Origin of the sequence: Agromyces sp. NPDC127015, assembly GCF_042725165.1 — a bacterium.
Taxonomy (GTDB): Bacteria; Actinomycetota; Actinomycetes; order Actinomycetales; family Microbacteriaceae; genus Agromyces; species Agromyces chromiiresistens.
On record NZ_JBHXDI010000001.1, the window covers coordinates 444,127 to 462,934 of the forward strand.

Genomic DNA, 18,808 nt, shown 5'->3' on the forward strand with positions numbered 1-18,808 from the left:
CGACATGACCGACACGAGCGGACCGCTCGACATCACCTTCACCTCGACCCTCGGCAAGGTGCGCGAGGGTGACACCTGGACCTGTGCCCAGCTGCCCGACTCGGCGACGATCTTCGACACCCGCGGCCTCGTCAAGGTCGAGGGCACGATCGACGGCGAGCCGTTCCGCGGCGCGTTCATGGCGCTCGGCGACGGCACCCACAAGCTGCCGGTCTCCGCGGCCGTCCGCAAGCGCATCGGCAAGACCGACGGCGACTCGGTCACCGTCCACCTCACCCGCCGTCTCAGCTGAGCGCGGCGGGGCGCGGCGCCCGCGACGGTGCGCCGCCGGCCGCGCCGACGCGATGGTAGGAATGGCAGGTGCCGATCCTGCCGAAAGAACGTGATCCGCGGCTCATCACGATCCGTCGTGGCGGAACCCTGAGCGACGACGACCACCACCTGCTCGCGGAGTGGGCGATCGCGTGCGCCGAGCACGTGCTGCCCCTCTTCGAGGACGCGCAGCCCGACGACCCGCGGCCGCGCGAGGTGCTCGAGGTCGCACGCGGGTGGGTGCGCGGCGAGGTGCCGATGCGCGAGGCGCATCATGCGGCGTTCCACGCGAACGCCGCGGGCCGAGGCCGACCCGATCCCGTGAAGTTCGCTGCGCTGTCGGTCGGGCAGGCGGTCGCGGTGGCGCACGTCGCCGAGCACGAGCTCGGGGCGGCGGCGTATGCGATCCGTGCGGCCACGGCCGCGGCACCCGTTGATGACGGGGATGCCTCGGAGCGGGCGCGCCTCGCCGAGCGCGACTGGCAGCGCGACCGGCTGCCGCCGGCCATCCGCGATCTCGTGCTCGACGATCAGCGTCGCCGCAGCGCGATCTGCTGGAACGCCTTCGATGAATGAACGGCTCGGCCGGGCGTACTTCGGGGTGCAGGCGGTCGCAGGACTGGCGTGGTGGCTCGCGGTGTTCACGGTGCCCGTCGTGCGGGGCGCCACGCTCGGCGGGTTCGACCCCATGGTCGTCGCCGTGCTCGACCTCCCGCTGTTCGTCGGGGCCTCGGCGGTCGCTGCGTGCGGCGTGCGCGCGGCGGCGTTCGTCGCGACAGGGTGGACATTGATCGTCACCGCGGGTCTCACGGTGTACGCGACGCTCAGCACCGAGGCGGGCTGGGGTGTGCTGCTCATGGGCGCGGCGTCCATGGCATCCGTGGTGGCTCTCTGCCTGATGGTGCTGGGACGCGTGCCGACCGAGTGGATGCTCGTCGGGCCGTTCCGATTCCGCCGGGCGGACGCGTCGGCGAAGACGGTCGCACACCTCGCGGCGACCGCCGTGCAGATCGTGGTCTTCTGGGGGCTGCTGCTCGGAGTCGTGCCGGCGGTGATCGCCTGGCTCGAAGTGCGGTGGGGGCTGGCCGTGCCCACGCCCGGCTGGCTGCTGCCGTTCGGTGCCTTCGTGTTCGCGCTCGCGAGCGGCCTCGGCATCTGGTCGGCGGTCGCGATGGCGACCCGCGGCGCCGGCACTCCGCTGCCCGCGGCGACCGCGAACCGGCTCGTGATCACCGGGCCGTATCGCCTCGTGCGCAACCCGATGGCGTTGGCGGGCATCACGCAGGGGGTCGCGGTCGGTCTCATGCTCGGCGCGTGGCTGGTCGTCGCCTACGCGGTCGCGGGCGGGCTGTTCTGGAACTTCGTCGTGCGCCCGCTCGAGGAGGCCGAGATGGAAGCGAGAATCGGCGATGAGTTCCGCCGGTACCGCGCGGCGGTGCGGTGCTGGGTGCCGCGGTTCTCGGCGACGCCACTCGAAGTCTCCCGCACCTGACGTCGACCGCACCGAGTTCGATCCGCTCGTTCCCGGGAGGCTGTGACCCGCGCACCTGGCCGTGCGATTCGCGTGTCGTGATCTCCCGACCCGGGCCACCCGCATCGAATCGGTTCGATAGGCTCCTTGGCAACGCAAACATCTGAAGCCCCCGCAGAGACCCGCCGAGAGCCCCATGACCACCTCCCTCACCACCGGCGCCCCCTGGCGCGTCATCCTCGTCTTCGCGACGCCGTTGCTCATCGGCAACGTCGTGCAGCAGCTCTACCAGGTCGCCGACGCGATCGTCGTCGGGCGCTACCTCGGCATCGACTCGTTGGCCGCGGTCGGTGCGACGGGGTCGCTGCTCTTCCTGCTGCTCGGATTCGCCTGGGGGTTGACCTCGGGATTCGCCATCCCGACGGCGCAGGCCTTCGGCGCCGGTGACTCCGCCGCGGTGCGCAGCTCGGTGGCGACGGGCACGATGCTCACCGCCGCGATGAGCGCGTGCCTCACGATCGCCGCCCCGTTCCTCGCCGAACCGACGCTGCGCCTGCTGCAGACCCCCGAGGAGCTGCTCGCCGAGGCGACCGTGTTCACGCAGGTCAGCTTCCTCGGGGCTGCCGCGGTCATGTTCTTCAACTACCTCTCCGCTGTGATCCGGGCGCTCGGCGACTCGCGCACGCCGCTCGTGTTCCTCACGATCGCGTGCGTGCTGAACGTGGGCCTCGTCGTCGTCATGGTCGGCCCGCTCGGCTGGGGCGTGGCGGGAGCGGCGTGGGCGACGGTCGTCGCGCAGGCCGTCTCGGTCGCCCTCTGCCTCCTCTACGTGCGCCGCCGCCTGCCCGTGCTGCACCTGCGCCGCTCCGACTGGAGGGTGTCGCGCGTCGAGCTGCGCGAGCACCTGCGCATCGGCATGGCCATGGGCGTGCAGACCTCGATCATCGCGATCGGCACGCTCACCGTGCAGGTGGCGCTCAACGAGCTCGGCGCCGACGCGGTCGCCGCGTTCACGCTGGGATCGCGGGTCGAGTCGATCGCGGTCGCGCTGCTCTCGTCGTTGGGCCTCGCAGCTTCGATGTTCGCCGCGCAGAACCTCGGCGGCAAGCGCCCCGACCGCGTTCGTCGCGGCGTCGTGCAGGCGACCTGGATGTCGATCGGGGCAGCCGTGGCGATCGGGGCCCTGCTGATCATGTTCGGCGAGCAACTCGTGCGGTTCTTCGTCGGCGAGGGGTCGAACGACGTGGTGGACGCCGCCGCGCTCATGCTCTCCATCGACGGCTTCACCTACTCGCTGCTCGGCGTGCTGTTCATCCTGCGAGGAGTGCTGCAGGGGCTCGGTTACACCATCGTGCCGACGGTGACCGGGGTGATCGAGCTCGTGATGCGCGTCGCGGCCGCGGTCGTGCTGGGGTCGATATTCGGCTTCGTCGGCGTCGTGCTGAGCAACCCGCTCGCGTGGCTGGGCTCGGTCGCGCTGCTCATTCCCGCCTACGTCCGCGAGCATCGCCGTCTGGGTCGGCTGCCGGTCGAGCCGCTCGCGGCCACTCCGACCACGCCGGTCGCGGTCATCGGGCCCGTGGACGGGTCGATGACCGTCGACGCCGTCGTGACCGGATCGGTGCCGGTCCATCGGCCCGCCGAGGACGATCAGGATCCCGACCTCGCGTCGAACGTCGAGACCCGCTGACCAGCGCAATCGCGTTCCGGACCTCGCGGTGGGTCTAGCCGCGCGCGGGCAACGCGCGTACCGTCGAGCGCATGACGAAGCTCATCGAGAACCTGGCGGATTCGGTGCCCAGGTGGGGCGCGAAGGTGGCGTACGGCGAGAAGTCGACGATCGACGGGCGCGAGTTCGTTCCGGTCGCGCTCGTGGCCTTCGGGTTCGGCGGGGGTGAGGGCTCCGGCGACATGCCGGAGACCGAGAAGACCCCGGCCGGCCGGGGTGAGGGCAGCGGTGGCGGTGGCGGTGGCTACGCCGTGCCGATCGGGGCGTACATCGGCGGACCGGATGGACTGCGATTCCGCCCCAACACGATCGCCCTCGCGGTGGTCGCGGTGCCGCTCGTGTCGGCGGTCGGCGCCGCCCTGGCGATGATCATCGGCGCGAGCCGGTTCGCCCGCTCCCGCTGACCGCAAGCCCGAACGGAAGCCCGACCACCCGCCGCGACCCGGTTCCTCCACTGAGGTGACGAACGTCGCCGAGCCCGACCGCATCGGTCGCCCGGCGCTGATCGCCACCCGGCTTGTGCTGCGTCGCGTCGCGATCTACCATTGCCTCGCGCGATAAACGAATAGCACGTTCGAATATCGAACAATGCGAGGCATCCATCTCTCGAAACCGCCGGGTGCCTCGTCACGACGACGTGAGGAGCCCACCGTGCAGTTCCACCACCACGGCTACGTGTCCGGCGACCCCCGGGTGCTCCCGGCCGCAGGGGTCGGCATCGACCGCCCCGAGGAGCTGCCCGACGAGATCGACGTGCTCATCGTCGGCTCGGGGCCCGCGGGCATGCTGCTGTCGGCGCAGCTCTCGCAGTACCCCGACGTCGTCACGCGCATCATCGAGCGCCGAGACGGCCGGCTCGTGCTGGGCCAGGCCGACGGCATCCAGCCGCGCAGCGTCGAGACGTTCCAGGCGTTCGGCTTCGCCGAGCGCATCATCGCCGAGGCGTACAACATCGGCTACATGAACTTCTGGGGCCCCGACCCCGCCGACCCGCAGAACATCATCCGCACCTCGCGCACCGAGGACTACGGCTACAAGATCAGCGAGTTCCCGCACCTCATCGTGAACCAGGCGCGCGTGCTCGACTACTTCGCCGAGGCCGCAGCCCACGGGCCCGGCCGCATCGTGCCCGACTACGGCATCGAGTTCACGGGCCTCACCGTGCACGAGGAAGGCAGCGAAGGCGCGGCGTCGGGCTACCCCGTCGAGGTGCGCGTGCGCTACACCGCGGGCGAGCGCGCCGGCGAGGAGCGCACCGTGCGCGCGAAGTACGTCGCGGGCTGCGACGGCGCGCGCAGCGGCGTGCGCGAGGCGATCGGCCGCAAGCACATCGGCGCCATGGCGTCGCACGCGTGGGGCGTCATGGACGTCGTCGTGAACACCGACTTCCCGGACTGGCGCACGAAGTGCGCGATCAACTCGGAGGCGGGCAACATCCTGCACATCCCTCGCGAGGGCGGGTACCTCAGCCGCATGTACATCGACCTGGGGGCCGTGGCCGAGGATGACGACCATGAGGTGCGCAAGACGCCGATCGAGGCCATCATCGCGAAGGCCAACGACATCCTGCACCCGTACACGCTCGACGTGCGCCAGGTCGCGTGGTTCAGCGTCTACGAGGTCGGCCACCGGGTGACCGACCACTTCGACGACCGGGCGAACGACGACGAGGATGCCTCGCCGCGGGTGTTCCTCACCGGAGACGCCTGCCACACCCACAGCGCGAAGGCCGGCCAGGGCATGAACGTCTCGATGCAGGACGGCTTCAACCTGGGCTGGAAGCTCGGTTCGGTCGTCTCGGGGCTCGCGCCGGCGTCGCTGCTCTCGACCTACTCGGCCGAACGGCAGCCCGTCGCGCAGCAGCTCATCGACTTCGACCGCGAGTGGTCGTCGCTCATGGCGCGCAAGCCCGAGGAGATCTCCGACCCGCAGGAGCTCGCGACGTTCTACCTCGGCACGGCAGAGTTCCCGTCGGGGTTCATGACGCAGTACGGGCCCTCGATGATCACGGGCGACGCCGCGCACCAGGAGCTCGCGACCGGGTTCCCGATCGGCAAGCGGTTCAAGTCGTCGCAGGTGTCGTTCGTGTGCGACGGCAACGTCGTGCACCTCGGCCACCACGCCAAGGCCGACGGCCGCTGGCGCGTCTACGCCTTCGCCGACGCGCCGGCCGCGGGCGAGGCATCCGCCCTGACCGACTGGGCCGAGTGGATGGCGACCGCACCAGAGTCACCGGTGTCGCGGTTCACGCCGGCGGGTGCCGACGTCGACGCGGTGTTCGACGTCAAGGCGATCTACCAGCAGCGGCACGACGAGCTCGACATCACCCGGGCGCCCGAGGCGTTCCGGCCGAAGACCGGTCCGCTCGCGCTGATGGACTGGGAGAAGGTCTTCGCCGCCGGCCCGAGCGTCTGGTGCCCGACCGACATCTTCGAGGAGCGCGGCATCTCGCGCGACGGTGCGGTCGTCGTCGTGCGCCCCGACGGGTACGTCGCGCACGTGCTGCCGCTCACGGCGACGGCCGAGCTGGGCGAGTTCTTCGCGGGGCAGATGCTCGAGCGCTGAACCCGGGCCCGTCGAAGGTGCACTCGTGGCCCGGATGCGGGCGGCGAGTGCACTCTCGGGGCGCGGAGGCCGAGTCGTCAGGCGCCCGAGGCGCGCCGCAGGTTCGCCGAGGCGACGAGCAGCCGCTGGGCGAGCTCGGCCTCGGGCCGGGGGAACGACACGTGGATGACGGCGATCGCCGCCGGCGGCTGCCCGGGCAGGTTGAGCGGCACGGCGACCGATCGCAGCGACGGCACCACCTCGTCGTGGCTCACGGTGTACCCCCGGGCACGGCTCTCGGCGATCTCGGCGCGCAGGGCCTCGGGCACGTCGTCGGGCCAGCGCGACTCCGGCAAGCCCATGAGGATCGCCTTGCCGGGGCCTCCGCGCGTGATCGGGTGCCGGTGCCCCGGCCGGTACGACACGGCGGCCGTCCGGCGCGGCGACGCGCTCACGAGCGTCACGGCCTCGTCGCCGTCGAGCAGCACGGCGAGCAGGCACGTCATACCGAGTTCTTCGGCGACCTCCGCGAGCTCGGGCAGGGCGAGCTGCTGCAGGTCGCGCTGCACCCCGGCGGCCAGTGCGGCGAGCCCGGCCCCGAGCACGATGCGCCCCCCGGCGTCGCGCGAGGCGAGCCCGTGGTGCTCGAGCGTACGCAGCAAGCGGTAGGCGACCGAGCGGTGCACGCCCAGTTCGGCGGCCACCTCGTCGATCGAGAGCGCGCGGTCGGCATCGGCCAGGACCTCGAGGATCCGGATGCCACGGCTGAGGGTCTGCGACCCCGCCTGCGCCGCCTTCATGTCTGCCGCCATGCGTCCGATACTAGAACGACCTGCTCGATCATCGGACGATGGCGCCGTCGACCCCTCGGGTGCGAGACTGACGTCGATGACCGAACACGGTGACGAGTCCCCGTCGAGCGGGCAGCCGGCGGCCGGCGACCCGCTCGGCATGGGCGACGACGAGGCGATCACGGGCGAACTCCTCAAGGAGCCGGGCCTCGCCGACGAATTGATCCGGCAGAACACGCTCATGTACGGCGGGTTGATCGGCCTCGGCGTCGTGATCGTCCAGCCGTACATCGGGAGCGACGACCTTCCCCCGCTCGGGCTCGTGACGGTCATCTCGTTCGCGTTGGCCATTCCGCTGCTCGCGATGCTCATGCTGCTCGGCAGCCAGGAGGCGTACCGCCACCGCGTGAGCCGCGCGCGCAGCGTCGGCTTCGCCCGGGGGGTCGCGATGGCGGCCGCGTGCGTCGGCACGGTGGCGGCGTTCTGGCAGATCAGCTGGATCGCGGGCGTGGTCATCCTCGTCAGCGGGGCCGTCGCCATCGGCGTCCAGAGCGCCGGGTACGTCAAGCTCGAGCCCGAGATGATGCGCAAGGCCGAGACGCTCTCGCTCGGGCGCGTCGCGGCCCGGCGGGCGGCCCGGAAGGGCCGCCGACCCGACGTGGAGCGGTGAACGAGCCGGTCGCTCAGTCGATGCCGAACTCGGCGGCCCGTCGGGCGATCTCGCGCCGGCTCGAGAGTCCGAGCTTCGCGAGGATCGCCGAGACATGATGGTCGGCCGTCTTCGGCGAGATGTAGAGGCTCGTCGCGAGCTCGGCGTTCGTCAGCCCCTTCGCGACGAGGCGGGCGACGTCGAGCTGGCGGTTCGTGAGGCCCGAGGGGTTCGACCGGGTGCTCGCCCTGCGCTGCGCGGGCAGCCCCTCGATGCCTCGATCGGCGAGCAGGGTGCGGGCGCGTGCCGCCGAGGCATCCAGCCCCATCTCCTCGAGCCGGATCAGGGCGCCGATCGCCGCCTCCCGGTCGGTGCCGTGCAGCTCGGCGAGCGACGCCTCGAACGGCGAACCGAGTGCGAACCAGGCCGCGGCCGCCTCCGCGTGGCGACCGGCGAGTTCGAGCCGGTGCGGCTCGGCGATGCGGGCGAGCCCGCTCGCATCGGCATCGACGGCCCGGCCGACGCGGGCGAGCCAGACCATGAGCTCTCCGATCGCCCACTGCATGCCCGGCAGTGAGGCGGCGGCGCCGAGGTGGGCCGGCGCCTCGTCGAGCCGCGCATCGGCGCCGCCGCTCATCCACCGGCGTTCGGCGATCGCGGCGAGGGCGCCGAGGATCATGAGCGACTCCCCCAGCTCGAGCGCCAGTTCCCATGCGGTGTCGAGGTGCTCGGAGACCGTCGCGTCGTCACCGCTCGTTCGCAGCTCGACGAGCCCGAGCACGAGGTTCGGCCACACCGAGGCGAGCGGCGCACTGCCTTCGTCGAGGATGTTCGAGGCATCCTCGGCGGACGCGGCCCAGTGTCCGCGAAGCAAGTGGAGCCGTGCCCGCATGCCCGTCTGCCACTGGTAGCAGATCGGGATGTCGCGTTCGACGGTCAGCGGGATCGAACGGGCGAGCACGGCCTCGGCCTCGCGGAAGCGGCGCGACTCGATGTCGATCGCAGCCAGATTCGAGAACGCCGTCGTGCCGACCTCGTCGAGCGAGCGATCGAGTGCCTGCGCGGCACGCAGCAGCAGCCGGGGACGGCCGGACGGCTCGCCCTCGACGAGAGCGGCGGCCGCCTCGGTGATGGCGAAGCGGATCGCGGCGGGGTCGTCGTGCGGGCCGGCCGGCGCGTCGTCATCGTGCTCGGCCTCGAGCAGGATGGCGCGGGCAGCGGCGAGGTCGTGGCGCCGGTAGGCGAGATAGGCGAGCGTGGCACGCGCCGACGGCCCGTTCGGCGTGCCGTCGCTCGCCGCGACCGCGAGCTCGGCATGGTGCTCGGCGGCGGCACGCCGCGCCGAGTAGTACTCGACCACGGCGCGCCGGTCGTGCGCGGCTGCCGCGCCCTCGCGGTCGCCGAGCTGCTCGCGGAGCCGCAGCGCCGCATCGATCGACGCGATCGACTCGGGCAATCGGGACACCATGTACTGCTCCGTGCTGAGGAGCTCGAGCATCTCGGCGCGCTCGCGGCGGTGAGTGCGCTCGTCGCCCAGGTGTGCGAGTGCGAGCTCGAGGAAGGCGACCGCCTCCGAGTGCGACCCGGTGCGCGTCGCGACGTCGGCGGCGAGGGCCGCGTATCGCCGGGTGCGGGCGTCGTCGCCGGCCGCCTCCGCGTGGTGCGTCAGCACCGCGTAGTCGTTCGAGCCGAGCGCCTCGAGGGCCGTGAGCAGCCGTCGGTGCAGCAGGCTCGCGCCGCCCGGTCCGGCCGAGTCGAGCACTGCGAGCCGGGCGAGTTCGTGGCGGAACGCGATGCCGCGCCGGGCTCGCACGATGAGCCCGGTCGCCTCGAGGCGACGCAACTGCGGCAGGCCGATGCCGAGTCCGGGCAACAGGCGGTCGTCGAGCGCGTCGGGTGCCGAGGCGATGAGCTGCAGGGTCTCCAGGTCGTCACCGTCGAGCGCGGTGGTACTCGCGAGCACCGCGTCGCGGATCGTCGACGGCAGCCGCTGGTCGGGATGTCGCGCGATCTCGCCGACGTAGAAGGGATTGCCGCCCGTGAGCTCGTGCGCGCGGCCCGGGTCGACCCCGGTACCGGCGAGCACGGCTGCGACCGACGCGACCGACAGCGGCTGCATCGTGATCGACGACGCCGTCTCGAGTCGAGCGACGTCGCCGAGGAGCGGGAGCAGCGGATGCCCGACACCGATGACGGTGTCGCGGTAGCTCACGATGAGCAGCACCGGCAGCGCGTCGATGCGGCGCACGAGGTAGCGCAGCATCTCGACCGAGGCGGCGTCGATCCACTGCGCGTCCTCGATGACGAGTACCGTCGCGCGGTCGGCGACCGCCGCGACGAACGCGCCTTCGCCGTCGAGCGGGGATGTCGCGCCACCGCCCGGTGCGACATTCGAGCCGCCGGGCCGCGAAATCGCATCGAGTTCGCCCAGCGCGTCGGCGATGGGGCCGAGCGGCCGGGGCGTGGTCAGCGGATCGCAGAGGCCGCGGAGCAGGCGCGGCCCCGAGGCCGGTGCACTGCCGAACGCGGCGCGGATGAGGCTCGTCTTGCCGGCGCCGGCATCACCGGTCACCGTGACGACGCGGCCGCCCTCTTCGATGCGTCGCGCCCCGTCGCGGAGCGTCGCGAGCTCGGGCTCGCGCTCGAACAGCCCCATGACAGCAGCGTACGTGTCATGGGGCCGGTTCGGGTGGGCGGTTTCGAGCATGCCGGCGGCTGGGGAGCCGACTCGCTCAGAGCAGCCGGCCGCCGACGGCGCCGCGCTGCGAGTCCGCGCGAAGCCGGGCGGCGATCCGTCGGTTCTCGAGGGCGAGCGCAACCGTCTCATGGCTGAGCGGGTCGCGTCGTCGGCGTCGCCGGGCGAACGCGCCGACGACGGCGAACGCATGTGCGACGTGCGCCGTCAAGCGGCCCCTCAACGCGTCGACGTGCTCGGCCGCCGCGGCGCTCGACGCGAACACCACGGTCGTTGCGGTGTCCATGGCCATCACGCCATCTCGGCGGCCGTGTGCGGGCCGAACTCGGCGACGACCTCCGAGACGAGGTTCGCGGGGAACCCGCCCCGCCGGGCGTGCTCCCGCACCGTCTCGGCGTCGTCGTACAGCTTGTCGCCGGCGACGTAGGTGGTGACCCAGTCGTACTCGACGCCGAGCGAGTCGACGGCGGCGTTCGAGACCGTCGAGATCTCTGCGAGTTCGGCGTGGCTCAGGCGAGCCGCGCCGGGCACTTCGCGTTCGATGATGAATGTCTTCATGGTTCCGTTCCTTCGAGTGCGTCCGGCGGCTGCCGGATGAAACAATGGTCCGGTCGTCGGGCGTTGCGGGGCATCGGGAGAACCTCCCCATGTTCGGCCGAGGTGCACTCCCCGCGACGAGTCCCGTGCGCGAGCGCGCCGACGACGCGGTCGAGTAGCGGGGTCGAACTTCCGTCCGGTGAAAGAAGTGCAGATCCTTCGAGGCGAATCGGGCGGAAAACCTTCGTCACCGCCGTTCGCGCGTCTACGCTGATGCCGAGCCTCGCTGCGACGGTCACAGGCACGCAACGATTCCGCATAACGGAACGTAACTTTCACATCAAGGAAGTTCTGTGACCATACAGTGGGTGCTCGGCATGCAGCACCGTCGCCGCAGCGGGGTCCTCCCGTCCCGCGTCGACGGTGACGCACGCTGAGGCGGTCGCACCCGGCGACCGTCTCGACGAGGCAGACGAGAAGGAGCACCGCATGACGCGCATCGGGGTCGTCACCGAGCAACCGCCCGAGACCAGGGTCGCCGCGACGCCGGCGACCGTGAAGCAGTTGATCTCGCTCGGCTACGAGGTGATCGTCGAGGCCGGTGCGGGCGCCGCCTCCGCGTTCCCCGACGAGGCCTACGTCGACGCCGGTGCGACGATCGTCGGCACCGCCGAGGCGCTCGCCGCCGGCGTCGTGCTCAAGGTCAACGCGCCGACGGAGGCCGAGATCGCCGGCCTGCAGCCCGGTGCGACGGTCGTCGGCCTGCTGGCCCCGGCGTTCAAGCCCGAACTCCTCGAGGCGCTGGCCGGACGCGGCGTCACCGCGCTCGCCATGGACGCGGTGCCGCGCATCTCGCGCGCCCAGTCGATGGACGTGCTGAGCTCGATGGCGAACATCGCCGGCTATCGCGCCGTCGTCGAGGCCGCGCACGAGTTCGGCCGATTCTTCACGGGGCAGGTCACCGCCGCCGGCAAGGTTCCGCCGGCGAAGGTGCTCGTCGCGGGTGCCGGCGTCGCGGGGCTCGCGGCGATCGGGGCCGCCTCCAGCCTCGGCGCCATCGTGCGCGCGACCGACCCGCGCCCCGAGGTCGCCGACCAGGTCAGGTCGATCGGCGGCGAGTACCTCAAGGTCGAGGTCGAGGTCGAGCAGTCGACCGACGGCTACGCCAAGGCGACGAGCGAGGCCTACGACCGCCGCGCCGCGGAGATCTACTCCGAGCAGGCGGCCGATGTCGACATCGTCATCACGACGGCGCTCATCCCCGGACGCGCGGCCCCGCGGCTCATCACCGCGGCCGACGTCGCGAGCATGAAGTCGGGCAGCGTCATCGTCGACATGGCGGCCGGCATGGGCGGCAACGTCGAGGGCTCGGTGGCGGGCGAGCGCATCGTCACGCCGAACGGCGTCGTCATCCTCGGCTACACCGACCTCGCATCGCGCCTGCCCACGCAGGCCTCGCAGCTCTACGGCACCAACGTCGTCAACCTGATGAAGCTCATCACCCCGGGCAAGGACGGCGAGCCGTCGCTCGACTTCGACGACATCGTGCAGCGCTCGGTGACGGTCGCGAAGGACGGCGCGGTCACCTGGCCGCCGCCGCCCGTGCAGGTCTCGGCCGCGCCCGCCGCGGCATCGCCGAAGCCGGATGCCTCGGCCGAGGCATCCGCGACGCAGAAGCAGCCCATGTCGGCCGGCAGGAAGGTCGCGCTCATCGCGGTCGGCGTCGCCGCGCTCTTCCTCGTCAACGCGGTCGCTCCCCCGCCGCTGCCGCAGCACTTCACGGTGCTCGTGCTCGCGATCGTCGTCGGCTTCTACGTCATCGGCAAGGTGGCGCACGCGCTGCACACGCCGCTCATGAGCGTGACGAACGCCATCTCGGGCATCATCGTCGTCGGCGCGATGGTGCAGATCACGAGCGACCAGCCCGTCGTGCAGATCCTCGCGGCGGTCGCCGTGCTGCTCGCGAGCATCAACATCTTCGGCGGATTCGCCGTGACCCGACGCATGCTGGCGATGTTCGCGAAGGGTGCCGCGCCCGCCGCCGCGCCGACCGCGCCTTCCGCTGCGCCGACGGCCCGTGCCGCCGCCCGCGCCGCCGCCAAGGCCGAGACTGGAGCCGACCGTGCCTGAGACCACGACCCTGCTGACCCCGGCGTCGATCGCCGGAGCCGCCTACATCGTCGCGGCGCTGCTGTTCATCATGAGCCTCGCGGGGCTCAGCCGGCACGAGACCTCCCGAGCCGGGGTCGGCTACGGCATCGCCGGCATGGCGATCGCGCTCGTCGCGACCGTATGGGTGACGTTCGCGGGAGCGTGGGGAACACCCGCGGTGACGACCGGGCTCATCCTGCTCGTCGTCGCGGTGATCGTCGGCGCGGCGATCGGCCTGTGGCGAGCCCGCGTGGTCGCGATGACGGGCATGCCCGAGCTCATCGCCCTGCTGCACAGCTTCGTCGGCCTCGCAGCCGTGCTCGTCGGCTGGAACGGGGCGCTCGATGAAACCGGCATGACCGGCGCGCTCCTCGACATCCACCACGCCGAGGTCTTCATCGGCGTCTTCATCGGCGCCGTCACGTTCACCGGGTCGATCGTCGCGTTCCTCAAGCTCTCGGCCCGCATGAAGTCGGCGCCGCTCATGCTGCCCGGCAAGAACGCGCTCAACCTCGGCGCACTCGTCGCCTTCGTCGTGCTCACCGTCTGGTACGTCGTCACGCCCGAGCTGTGGCTGCTCGTCGTCGTGACGCTGCTCGCGCTCGCGCTCGGCTGGCACCTCGTCGCCTCGATCGGCGGCGGCGACATGCCGGTCGTCATCTCGATGCTGAACAGCTACTCGGGCTGGGCGGCGGCCGCTGCGGGCTTCCTGCTCAACAACGACCTGCTCATCGTCACCGGTGCGCTCGTCGGCTCGTCGGGTGCCTACCTCTCGTACATCATGTGCAAGGCGATGAACCGGTCGTTCATCTCCGTCATCGCGGGCGGCTTCGGCATCGCCGCGCCGTCGTCGAGCGGCGAGGTCGAGGGCGAGACGCACGAGGTCGACGCCGAGGCCGTCGCCGCACTGCTGAGCGACGCCTCGACCGTCATCATCACCCCCGGCTACGGCATGGCCGTCGCCCAGGCGCAGTACCCCGTGGCCGAGCTCACGAGCCGGCTGCGCGAGCGTGGCGTCGAGGTGCGGTTCGGGATCCACCCGGTCGCCGGTCGCCTGCCCGGGCACATGAACGTGCTGCTCGCCGAGGCGAAGGTGCCGTACGACATCGTCGAGGAGATGGACGAGATCAACGACGACCTCGCGGCGACCGATGTCGTGCTCGTCATCGGCGCCAACGACACGGTCAACCCTGCCGCCGCCGAAGACCCGGGCAGCCCGATCGCGGGCATGCCGGTGCTGCGGGTGTGGGAGGCGAAGAACGTCGTCGTGTTCAAGCGCTCGATGTCGGCCGGCTACGCCGGCGTCGCCAACCCGCTGTTCTACCGCGACAACGCGCAGATGCTGTTCGGTGACGCGAAGCAGCGCGTGGAGGACATCCTGCGGGCGCTGTAGGCGTGAGCGAACGGATGCCCCGTGCCGCACGTCGGCGCGGGGCATCCTTCGTCTCAGGCCGGGTTCACCGCCGGTCGTCGTCCGGGCTGACGACCGTGAGCGGTCCCTCATCGGCGGTCGGCGGCTCGAAAGCGTCGAAATACGCGCCGGCCAGCGCCTCGTCGAGCGGGAAATCGTCGGCGTGCTCTGCACCGCGCGCCAGCACGCGTCGCACGACGACGTCGCGAGGTGCCGCCACGTACACGGTCTCCGGCTCGATTCCCTCGCTTCGCACGAGCGCCCGGTACCGATCGCGGTCCTGACGCGACCAGAACGAGAAGTCGAGCACGACGTCACGTCCCTGCTCGATCGCGCGCTGAAGTCGGGACTGCAGTTCGGACTCGATCTCGGCGTGCACGTCGGGCGCGAGCGGCATGCTGCGGATGCCTCGTCGCCATGCCTCGACGTCGAACGAGAGTCGGACCATGCCTTCGGACTCGAACCGCCGGGCGATCGTGGACTTGCCGGAGCCCGCCGGGCCGCACATGAAGAGGACCCGGCTCATGCGTCAAGCCTATTGGGCGGCCGTGTCTGCGATCGCCCCGGGCACGCGCTCAGCCGCGCCCACGTAGGATGGATCGGTACTCCCCTCCGATGTGAAAGAGGTCGCCGTGGCCACCGCCCGCGATGCAGTTCCGGAGCGCCCCCACTACTGGGTCGTCCCGGTCGTGCGCGGACTTCTCGCGATCGTTCCCGCCGCCGTCATCACCTTCTCGCAGGACCACTCGGCCGACCTCGGCCTCGTCGTCTTCGGGGTGTGGGCGGTCGTCTCCGGTCTCGTCGTCGGGGCGCTGAGCCTGCGCCTGCTCGGCGGCCGAGGCATCCGCTCGCTGTTCGCCATCACCGCCGTCGTCACCGTCGCCGCCGGCCTGCTCGCGCTCGCGGTGCCGGGCGGGCTGCCCTTCCTGCTCTACCTCGTGAGCGTGTGGGCGGCCGTCACCGGCTTCGTCGAGCTCTACGCGGGGCTGCGCTCGCGCGGTCGCTCGGCGGTCGCGCGCGACTGGATCGCGGTCGGAGCGTTCACGGCACTGCTCGCGCTCGTGTTCCTGCTCCTTCCGCCCGACGCCGTCACCGCGGTGGGCCTGCTCGGCGGCTACCTCGTGATCGTGGGCGTCTTCCTCGTGATCGGCGGCCTCTCGTTGAAGTGGGCCGCGAACCAGACCGCCGACGGGGCACCCGCGGCAGGAACGGAGCCGCAGTCGTGAGCCAGACGCCCGGGCAGTTCGAACCGAGTCGGCGCGATCGCCTGCGCCCGGCCGAGTACGTCGCCGGCGCCGCGATCGCCGCGATCTTCGTCGGCGTCATCGCCCTCCTCACGACCCGCGACTGGACCATCGCGCTCATCGGAGCGGGCGGCGCGTTCATCGTCGTGCTCGTCGTGCTCGCGCTGCTACAGATGGCGATCAAGCCGAACGCCGACGAGCAGGCAGAGCTCGGCGGCGACGACCCCGCCGACGGCGGACCGACGGGGCGGACGCACTAGTACAGCGGCACTCCGCGCACCGATCGGGTGGAGCGCGCGACCGGTTTCACGGCCGCCGCACGCCCGATTCCGCCTGCTCGTGAGACCGCCCGATCGCCGGCCGACGCGGACTCCGTCGGGATTGGTGCCGACTTCCACGGATTCCGCGACGCGAACCCGGGCGGATCATCAGCCCCGCATAACAGGATGGGGATTCCACCCATCCGGGCGGTGATCTGCGAAGGAGCGAAGTGACATCGACGACACGGGCGATCCAGCTGGGTCGCAAGGAGCGGCCGAAGCGCGGGTCACTCCTGCTGCTCGTTCCGGGCATCGCCTCGGTCGTGCTGCTCGGCATCCTGCCCCTGTTCATCGTCGCGCGGAACAGCTTCGCCGTCGCCGACAACTACGGCGGGATCACCGACGGGCTCACCTTCGACAACTATGCGAAGCTGCTCGACCCGGTCTACTCGAAGACCCTCTTCTACTCGCTCGGGCTCGGCGTCCTGAACACCGTCGTCTGCCTCGTCGTCGGGTACATCACGTCGTACTACATCGTGTCGCGACCGCCGAACCGGCAGGGGTTCCTGCTGCTGCTCGTCATCATCCCGTTCTGGACCGACTTCCTGGTGCGCACGTTCGCGTGGATCACGATCCTCGGATCGGGCGGCCCGATCGCCGGCGTGCTGGGGATCTTCGGCGTCGCCGGCTTCTCGCTCATCCCGAGCAACGTCGCCGTGGTGCTCGGCCTGCTCTACTCGTTCCTCCCGACGGCGATCTTCCCGATCTACGCGTCGATGCGGTCGATCGACCCGTCGCTGAAGGAGGCCGCCACCGACCTGGGCTGCGGGTGGTGGGGGGTGCACCGCCGGGTGATCCTGCCGCTCACGGGCCCGGGCATCCTGGGCGCCGCACTGCTCACGTTCATCCCGACCATGGGCGTCTTCGTCATCCCGGTGCTGCTCGGCGGTGGCAAGGACCCGCTCGTCGGCAACCTCATCGTCACGCTCTACACGGAGTTCCGCAACCAGCCGATGGGCGCAGCGGCGTCGATGGTGCTCCTGCTGCTGATGCTCATCTCGATGGTGCTCGTCGGCCTCGGGCTGAAGCGCTCGTCCGCCAAGAAGGGAGCGTGACCGTGGATCGCGTCGTGAACGGCATCGCCCGGGGCGTCTTCGTCTTCCTCTACCTCCCGATCGTCGCGGTGATCGTGTACTCGTTCAACGCGGCGGGCACGAACACCCGCTTCGAGGGGCTCACCCTGCAGTGGTACGTCGAGCTGTTCCAGGACGCCGCGCTCATGCAGACCCTGCAGACGAGCGCGATCGTCGCGGTCATCACCGCGACCGTCGCCACGATCATCGGCATCATGTTCGCGCTCGGAATCGCCCGGTACCGCGGGCGCGGACGTGCCAGTCTCCTCGCGCTCATCGCGCTCCCGCTGATCGTGCCCGAGATCGTGCTCGGCGTCGCGCTGCTGAGCGTGTTCAGCACGACGAGGATCCCCCTCGGCATCGGCACGCTCGTGCTCGGCCACCTCATCGTGTCGCTCCCGCTCGCGACGCTCGTGCTCATGAGCTCGGCGGTGATGCTCGACCCGAGCCTCCCCGAAGCGGCGACCGACCTCGGCTGCACGCCGTGGCAGACGTTCACCCGCGTGTACTTCCCGCTGCTGCGCCCCGCCGTGGTCGCCGCATGGCTGCTGAGCTTCACGACGTCGTTCAGCAACATCGTGATGTCCACGTTCCTCAGCGGCGTCGGGTCGACGACGCTCCCGCTCAAGATCTACTCGAGCCTCAAGACCGGACTCACCCCCACGATCAACGCCCTCGGAGCACTGCTCATCCTGCTCACGCTCGTGATCGTGCTCCTCGTCGGCGTCACGCAGATGCGACGCATCCTCGTCGAGTCGCGCGGCTAGCCCCCGAACTGCAACATCCCCCCACCGAAAGGAACCCCGCAATGAAGAAGCTGACCACAGCAGCCGTCGGCATCGTCGCCGTACTGGCACTCACTTCGTGCAGCACCGGCGGATCCGGCGACGGCGCGTCGACGGAGCTCAACGTCTACGCGTGGGCCGACGAGATCCCCCAGTCGGTCTTCGACGCCTTCACCGAGGAGACCGGCATCAAGGTCAACGTCGACAACTTCGACAGCAACGAGACGATGATCTCGAAGCTCGCAGCGGGCAACTCGGGCTACGACATCGTCGAGCCCAGCCAGTACGCGGTGCAGCAGCTCGTCGGCCAGGACCTGATCGAGACCCTCGACAAGTCGAAGATCGAGGGCATCGAGAACCTCGCACCGAAGTTCGCCGACCCGAGCTACGACCCCGGGCTCGAGCACTCCGTGCCGTGGGTGTGGGGCACGACCGGCCTCCTGTACAACTCCGCCTGCACGGGCGGCGAGGAGATCACGAGCTGGGAGTCGCTCTTCGACCCGAAGTGGAAGGGCAAGGTGAACATGCTCGACAACATGCTCGCCGCCTACATCGCCGGCCTGCAGGTCAACGGGTACGACGCCGACAGCACCGACGAGGACGAGATCAACGCGGCGACCGAGTCGCTCATCGAGCAGAAGCCGATCCTCTCGGGCTACAACTCGACGAACTACGGCGACCTGGTCGCGAGCGGCGACGTCTGCATCTCCGAGGCGTGGGGCGGCACGAGCACCGCGAAGATCATCGAGCAGAACCCCGACGTGCACTACGTGCTGCCCGAGGAGGGCGGCAGCCTCTGGGTCGACGGTCTCTCCATCGCGAAGGGCGCGCCCCACCAGGATGCCGCGTACGAGTTCATCAACTTCCTGCTCCGCCCCGAGATCGCCGCGATGGCGACGAACGACGGCGGGCTGGCGAGTGCGAACGCGGCCGCCCAGGAGCACGTCACCGACCAGGGTGTGCTGAGCAACTCCGCCGTGTACGCGACCGATGAGGAGGTCGCGAACGCCGACTTCATCGTCGACCCGGGTGAGGCGATGAAGTACTACCAGGACGGTTGGACCCGGGTGAAGGCCTCCTAGGCCGGCCACCAGCG

The 18,808-nt window shown here is 70.8% G+C and carries 19 protein-coding genes; 14 read left to right on the forward strand and 5 right to left on the reverse strand.

Annotated features, from left to right (window positions below):
* Positions 1 to 4 precede the first annotated feature (4 nt).
* The 6 genes from ACFWGP_RS02005 to ACFWGP_RS02030 all read left to right on the forward strand — a co-directional run bounded on the left by ACFWGP_RS02005 (position 5) and on the right by ACFWGP_RS02030 (position 6,077).
* Entirely contained in the window at positions 5 to 292 is a 288-nt protein-coding gene (locus tag ACFWGP_RS02005) for a DUF1905 domain-containing protein (RefSeq protein ID WP_231429282.1), read from the forward strand.
* 68 nt (positions 293 to 360) lie between these two features.
* Positions 361 to 888 (forward strand): putative immunity protein, encoded by a 528-nt coding sequence (locus ACFWGP_RS02010; RefSeq protein ID WP_376930015.1) that lies wholly within the window; start codon positions 361 to 363, stop codon positions 886 to 888.
* A complete protein-coding gene (locus ACFWGP_RS02015; protein WP_376930016.1) occupies positions 881 to 1,804 on the forward strand; it encodes a methyltransferase family protein in 924 nt (307 codons plus the stop codon). Before ACFWGP_RS02010 ends, ACFWGP_RS02015 begins: the two co-directional genes overlap by 8 nt.
* A gap of 175 nt (positions 1,805 to 1,979) precedes the next feature.
* Positions 1,980 to 3,473, forward strand: a complete 1,494-nt coding sequence (locus ACFWGP_RS02020; protein WP_376930017.1) for an MATE family efflux transporter — start codon at positions 1,980 to 1,982, stop codon at positions 3,471 to 3,473.
* A gap of 71 nt (positions 3,474 to 3,544) precedes the next feature.
* On the forward strand, positions 3,545 to 3,916 hold the full coding sequence (locus tag ACFWGP_RS02025) for a hypothetical protein (protein WP_231429286.1): 372 nt from the start codon (positions 3,545 to 3,547) through the stop codon (positions 3,914 to 3,916).
* 247 nt (positions 3,917 to 4,163) lie between these two features.
* Positions 4,164 to 6,077, forward strand: coding sequence for an FAD-binding monooxygenase (locus tag ACFWGP_RS02030; RefSeq protein WP_231429287.1), 1,914 nt, complete (start codon positions 4,164 to 4,166; stop codon positions 6,075 to 6,077).
* A 77-nt stretch (positions 6,078 to 6,154) separates the two neighbouring features.
* Here ACFWGP_RS02030 and ACFWGP_RS02035 read toward each other — a convergent pair whose 3' ends face one another.
* On the reverse strand, positions 6,155 to 6,868 hold the full coding sequence (locus ACFWGP_RS02035) for an IclR family transcriptional regulator (RefSeq protein WP_376930018.1): 714 nt from the start codon (positions 6,866 to 6,868) through the stop codon (positions 6,155 to 6,157).
* A 76-nt stretch (positions 6,869 to 6,944) separates the two neighbouring features.
* Here ACFWGP_RS02035 and ACFWGP_RS02040 point away from each other — a divergent pair, with 76 nt between their 5' ends.
* The gene (locus ACFWGP_RS02040) at positions 6,945 to 7,517 is read left to right on the forward strand and encodes a hypothetical protein (RefSeq protein ID WP_231429289.1); all 573 of its coding nucleotides are present in this window, start codon (positions 6,945 to 6,947) and stop codon (positions 7,515 to 7,517) included.
* Positions 7,518 to 7,530: 13 nt separating this feature from the next.
* Here the strand turns inward: ACFWGP_RS02040 and ACFWGP_RS02045 are convergent, their stop codons facing one another.
* From ACFWGP_RS02045 to ACFWGP_RS02055, 3 genes are all read right to left on the reverse strand, one after another.
* Positions 7,531 to 10,152 (reverse strand): ATP-binding protein, encoded by a 2,622-nt coding sequence (locus ACFWGP_RS02045; RefSeq protein ID WP_376930019.1) that lies wholly within the window; start codon positions 10,150 to 10,152, stop codon positions 7,531 to 7,533.
* 76 nt (positions 10,153 to 10,228) lie between these two features.
* Positions 10,229 to 10,477, reverse strand: coding sequence for a hypothetical protein (locus ACFWGP_RS02050; RefSeq protein ID WP_376930020.1), 249 nt, complete (start codon positions 10,475 to 10,477; stop codon positions 10,229 to 10,231).
* Positions 10,478 to 10,482: 5 nt separating this feature from the next.
* Positions 10,483 to 10,749 carry a nickel-binding protein gene (locus ACFWGP_RS02055; RefSeq protein ID WP_376930021.1) on the reverse strand — a complete coding sequence of 89 codons (267 nt, stop codon included), beginning with the start codon at positions 10,747 to 10,749 and terminating at the stop codon, positions 10,483 to 10,485.
* Positions 10,750 to 11,217: 468 nt separating this feature from the next.
* Between ACFWGP_RS02055 and ACFWGP_RS02060 the strand changes: the two genes are divergently transcribed.
* Together ACFWGP_RS02060 and pntB are read left to right on the forward strand one after the other, a co-directional pair.
* A complete protein-coding gene (locus tag ACFWGP_RS02060) occupies positions 11,218 to 12,858 on the forward strand; it encodes a Re/Si-specific NAD(P)(+) transhydrogenase subunit alpha (protein WP_376930022.1) in 1,641 nt (546 codons plus the stop codon).
* Complete coding sequence (pntB, locus tag ACFWGP_RS02065) at positions 12,851 to 14,272, forward strand: Re/Si-specific NAD(P)(+) transhydrogenase subunit beta (protein WP_275507003.1); 1,422 nt, start codon at positions 12,851 to 12,853, stop codon at positions 14,270 to 14,272. Before ACFWGP_RS02060 ends, pntB begins: the two co-directional genes overlap by 8 nt.
* A 64-nt stretch (positions 14,273 to 14,336) precedes the next feature.
* Here pntB and ACFWGP_RS02070 read toward each other — a convergent pair whose 3' ends face one another.
* The gene (locus ACFWGP_RS02070; RefSeq protein WP_231429294.1) at positions 14,337 to 14,816 is read right to left on the reverse strand and encodes an ATP-binding protein; all 480 of its coding nucleotides are present in this window, start codon (positions 14,814 to 14,816) and stop codon (positions 14,337 to 14,339) included.
* 106 nt (positions 14,817 to 14,922) lie between these two features.
* On the opposite strand from ACFWGP_RS02070, the gene ACFWGP_RS02075 reads away from it, so the two are divergent.
* From ACFWGP_RS02075 to ACFWGP_RS02095, 5 genes are all read left to right on the forward strand, one after another.
* Complete coding sequence (locus ACFWGP_RS02075; RefSeq protein ID WP_231429295.1) at positions 14,923 to 15,516, forward strand: hypothetical protein; 594 nt, start codon at positions 14,923 to 14,925, stop codon at positions 15,514 to 15,516.
* Entirely contained in the window at positions 15,513 to 15,794 is a 282-nt protein-coding gene (locus tag ACFWGP_RS02080; protein ID WP_376930023.1) for a hypothetical protein, read from the forward strand. Before ACFWGP_RS02075 ends, ACFWGP_RS02080 begins: the two co-directional genes overlap by 4 nt.
* A gap of 230 nt (positions 15,795 to 16,024) precedes the next feature.
* Positions 16,025 to 16,909, forward strand: coding sequence for an ABC transporter permease (locus ACFWGP_RS02085; protein ID WP_376930024.1), 885 nt, complete (start codon positions 16,025 to 16,027; stop codon positions 16,907 to 16,909).
* A complete protein-coding gene (locus ACFWGP_RS02090) occupies positions 16,906 to 17,694 on the forward strand; it encodes an ABC transporter permease (RefSeq protein WP_376930025.1) in 789 nt (262 codons plus the stop codon). The genes ACFWGP_RS02085 and ACFWGP_RS02090 overlap by 4 nt, the downstream gene beginning before the upstream one ends.
* A gap of 41 nt (positions 17,695 to 17,735) precedes the next feature.
* On the forward strand, positions 17,736 to 18,794 hold the full coding sequence (locus tag ACFWGP_RS02095; RefSeq protein ID WP_231429299.1) for a PotD/PotF family extracellular solute-binding protein: 1,059 nt from the start codon (positions 17,736 to 17,738) through the stop codon (positions 18,792 to 18,794).
* Positions 18,795 to 18,808: the final 14 nt, after the last annotated feature.

Coding starts and splice junctions, on each gene's coding strand:
- ACFWGP_RS02005 (WP_231429282.1), top strand. CDS start 5: ATGACCGACACGAGCGGACCGCTCGACATCACCTTCACCTCGACCCTC.
- ACFWGP_RS02015 (WP_376930016.1), top strand. CDS start 881: ATGAATGAACGGCTCGGCCGGGCGTACTTCGGGGTGCAGGCGGTCGCA.
- ACFWGP_RS02020 (WP_376930017.1), top strand. CDS start 1,980: ATGACCACCTCCCTCACCACCGGCGCCCCCTGGCGCGTCATCCTCGTC.
- ACFWGP_RS02025 (WP_231429286.1), top strand. CDS start 3,545: ATGACGAAGCTCATCGAGAACCTGGCGGATTCGGTGCCCAGGTGGGGC.
- ACFWGP_RS02035 (WP_376930018.1), bottom strand. CDS start 6,868: ATGGCGGCAGACATGAAGGCGGCGCAGGCGGGGTCGCAGACCCTCAGC.
- ACFWGP_RS02040 (WP_231429289.1), top strand. CDS start 6,945: ATGACCGAACACGGTGACGAGTCCCCGTCGAGCGGGCAGCCGGCGGCC.
- ACFWGP_RS02045 (WP_376930019.1), bottom strand. CDS start 10,152: ATGGGGCTGTTCGAGCGCGAGCCCGAGCTCGCGACGCTCCGCGACGGG.
- ACFWGP_RS02050 (WP_376930020.1), bottom strand. CDS start 10,477: ATGGACACCGCAACGACCGTGGTGTTCGCGTCGAGCGCCGCGGCGGCC.
- ACFWGP_RS02055 (WP_376930021.1), bottom strand. CDS start 10,749: ATGAAGACATTCATCATCGAACGCGAAGTGCCCGGCGCGGCTCGCCTG.
- ACFWGP_RS02060 (WP_376930022.1), top strand. CDS start 11,218: ATGACGCGCATCGGGGTCGTCACCGAGCAACCGCCCGAGACCAGGGTC.
- ACFWGP_RS02070 (WP_231429294.1), bottom strand. CDS start 14,816: ATGAGCCGGGTCCTCTTCATGTGCGGCCCGGCGGGCTCCGGCAAGTCC.
- ACFWGP_RS02095 (WP_231429299.1), top strand. CDS start 17,736: ATGAAGAAGCTGACCACAGCAGCCGTCGGCATCGTCGCCGTACTGGCA.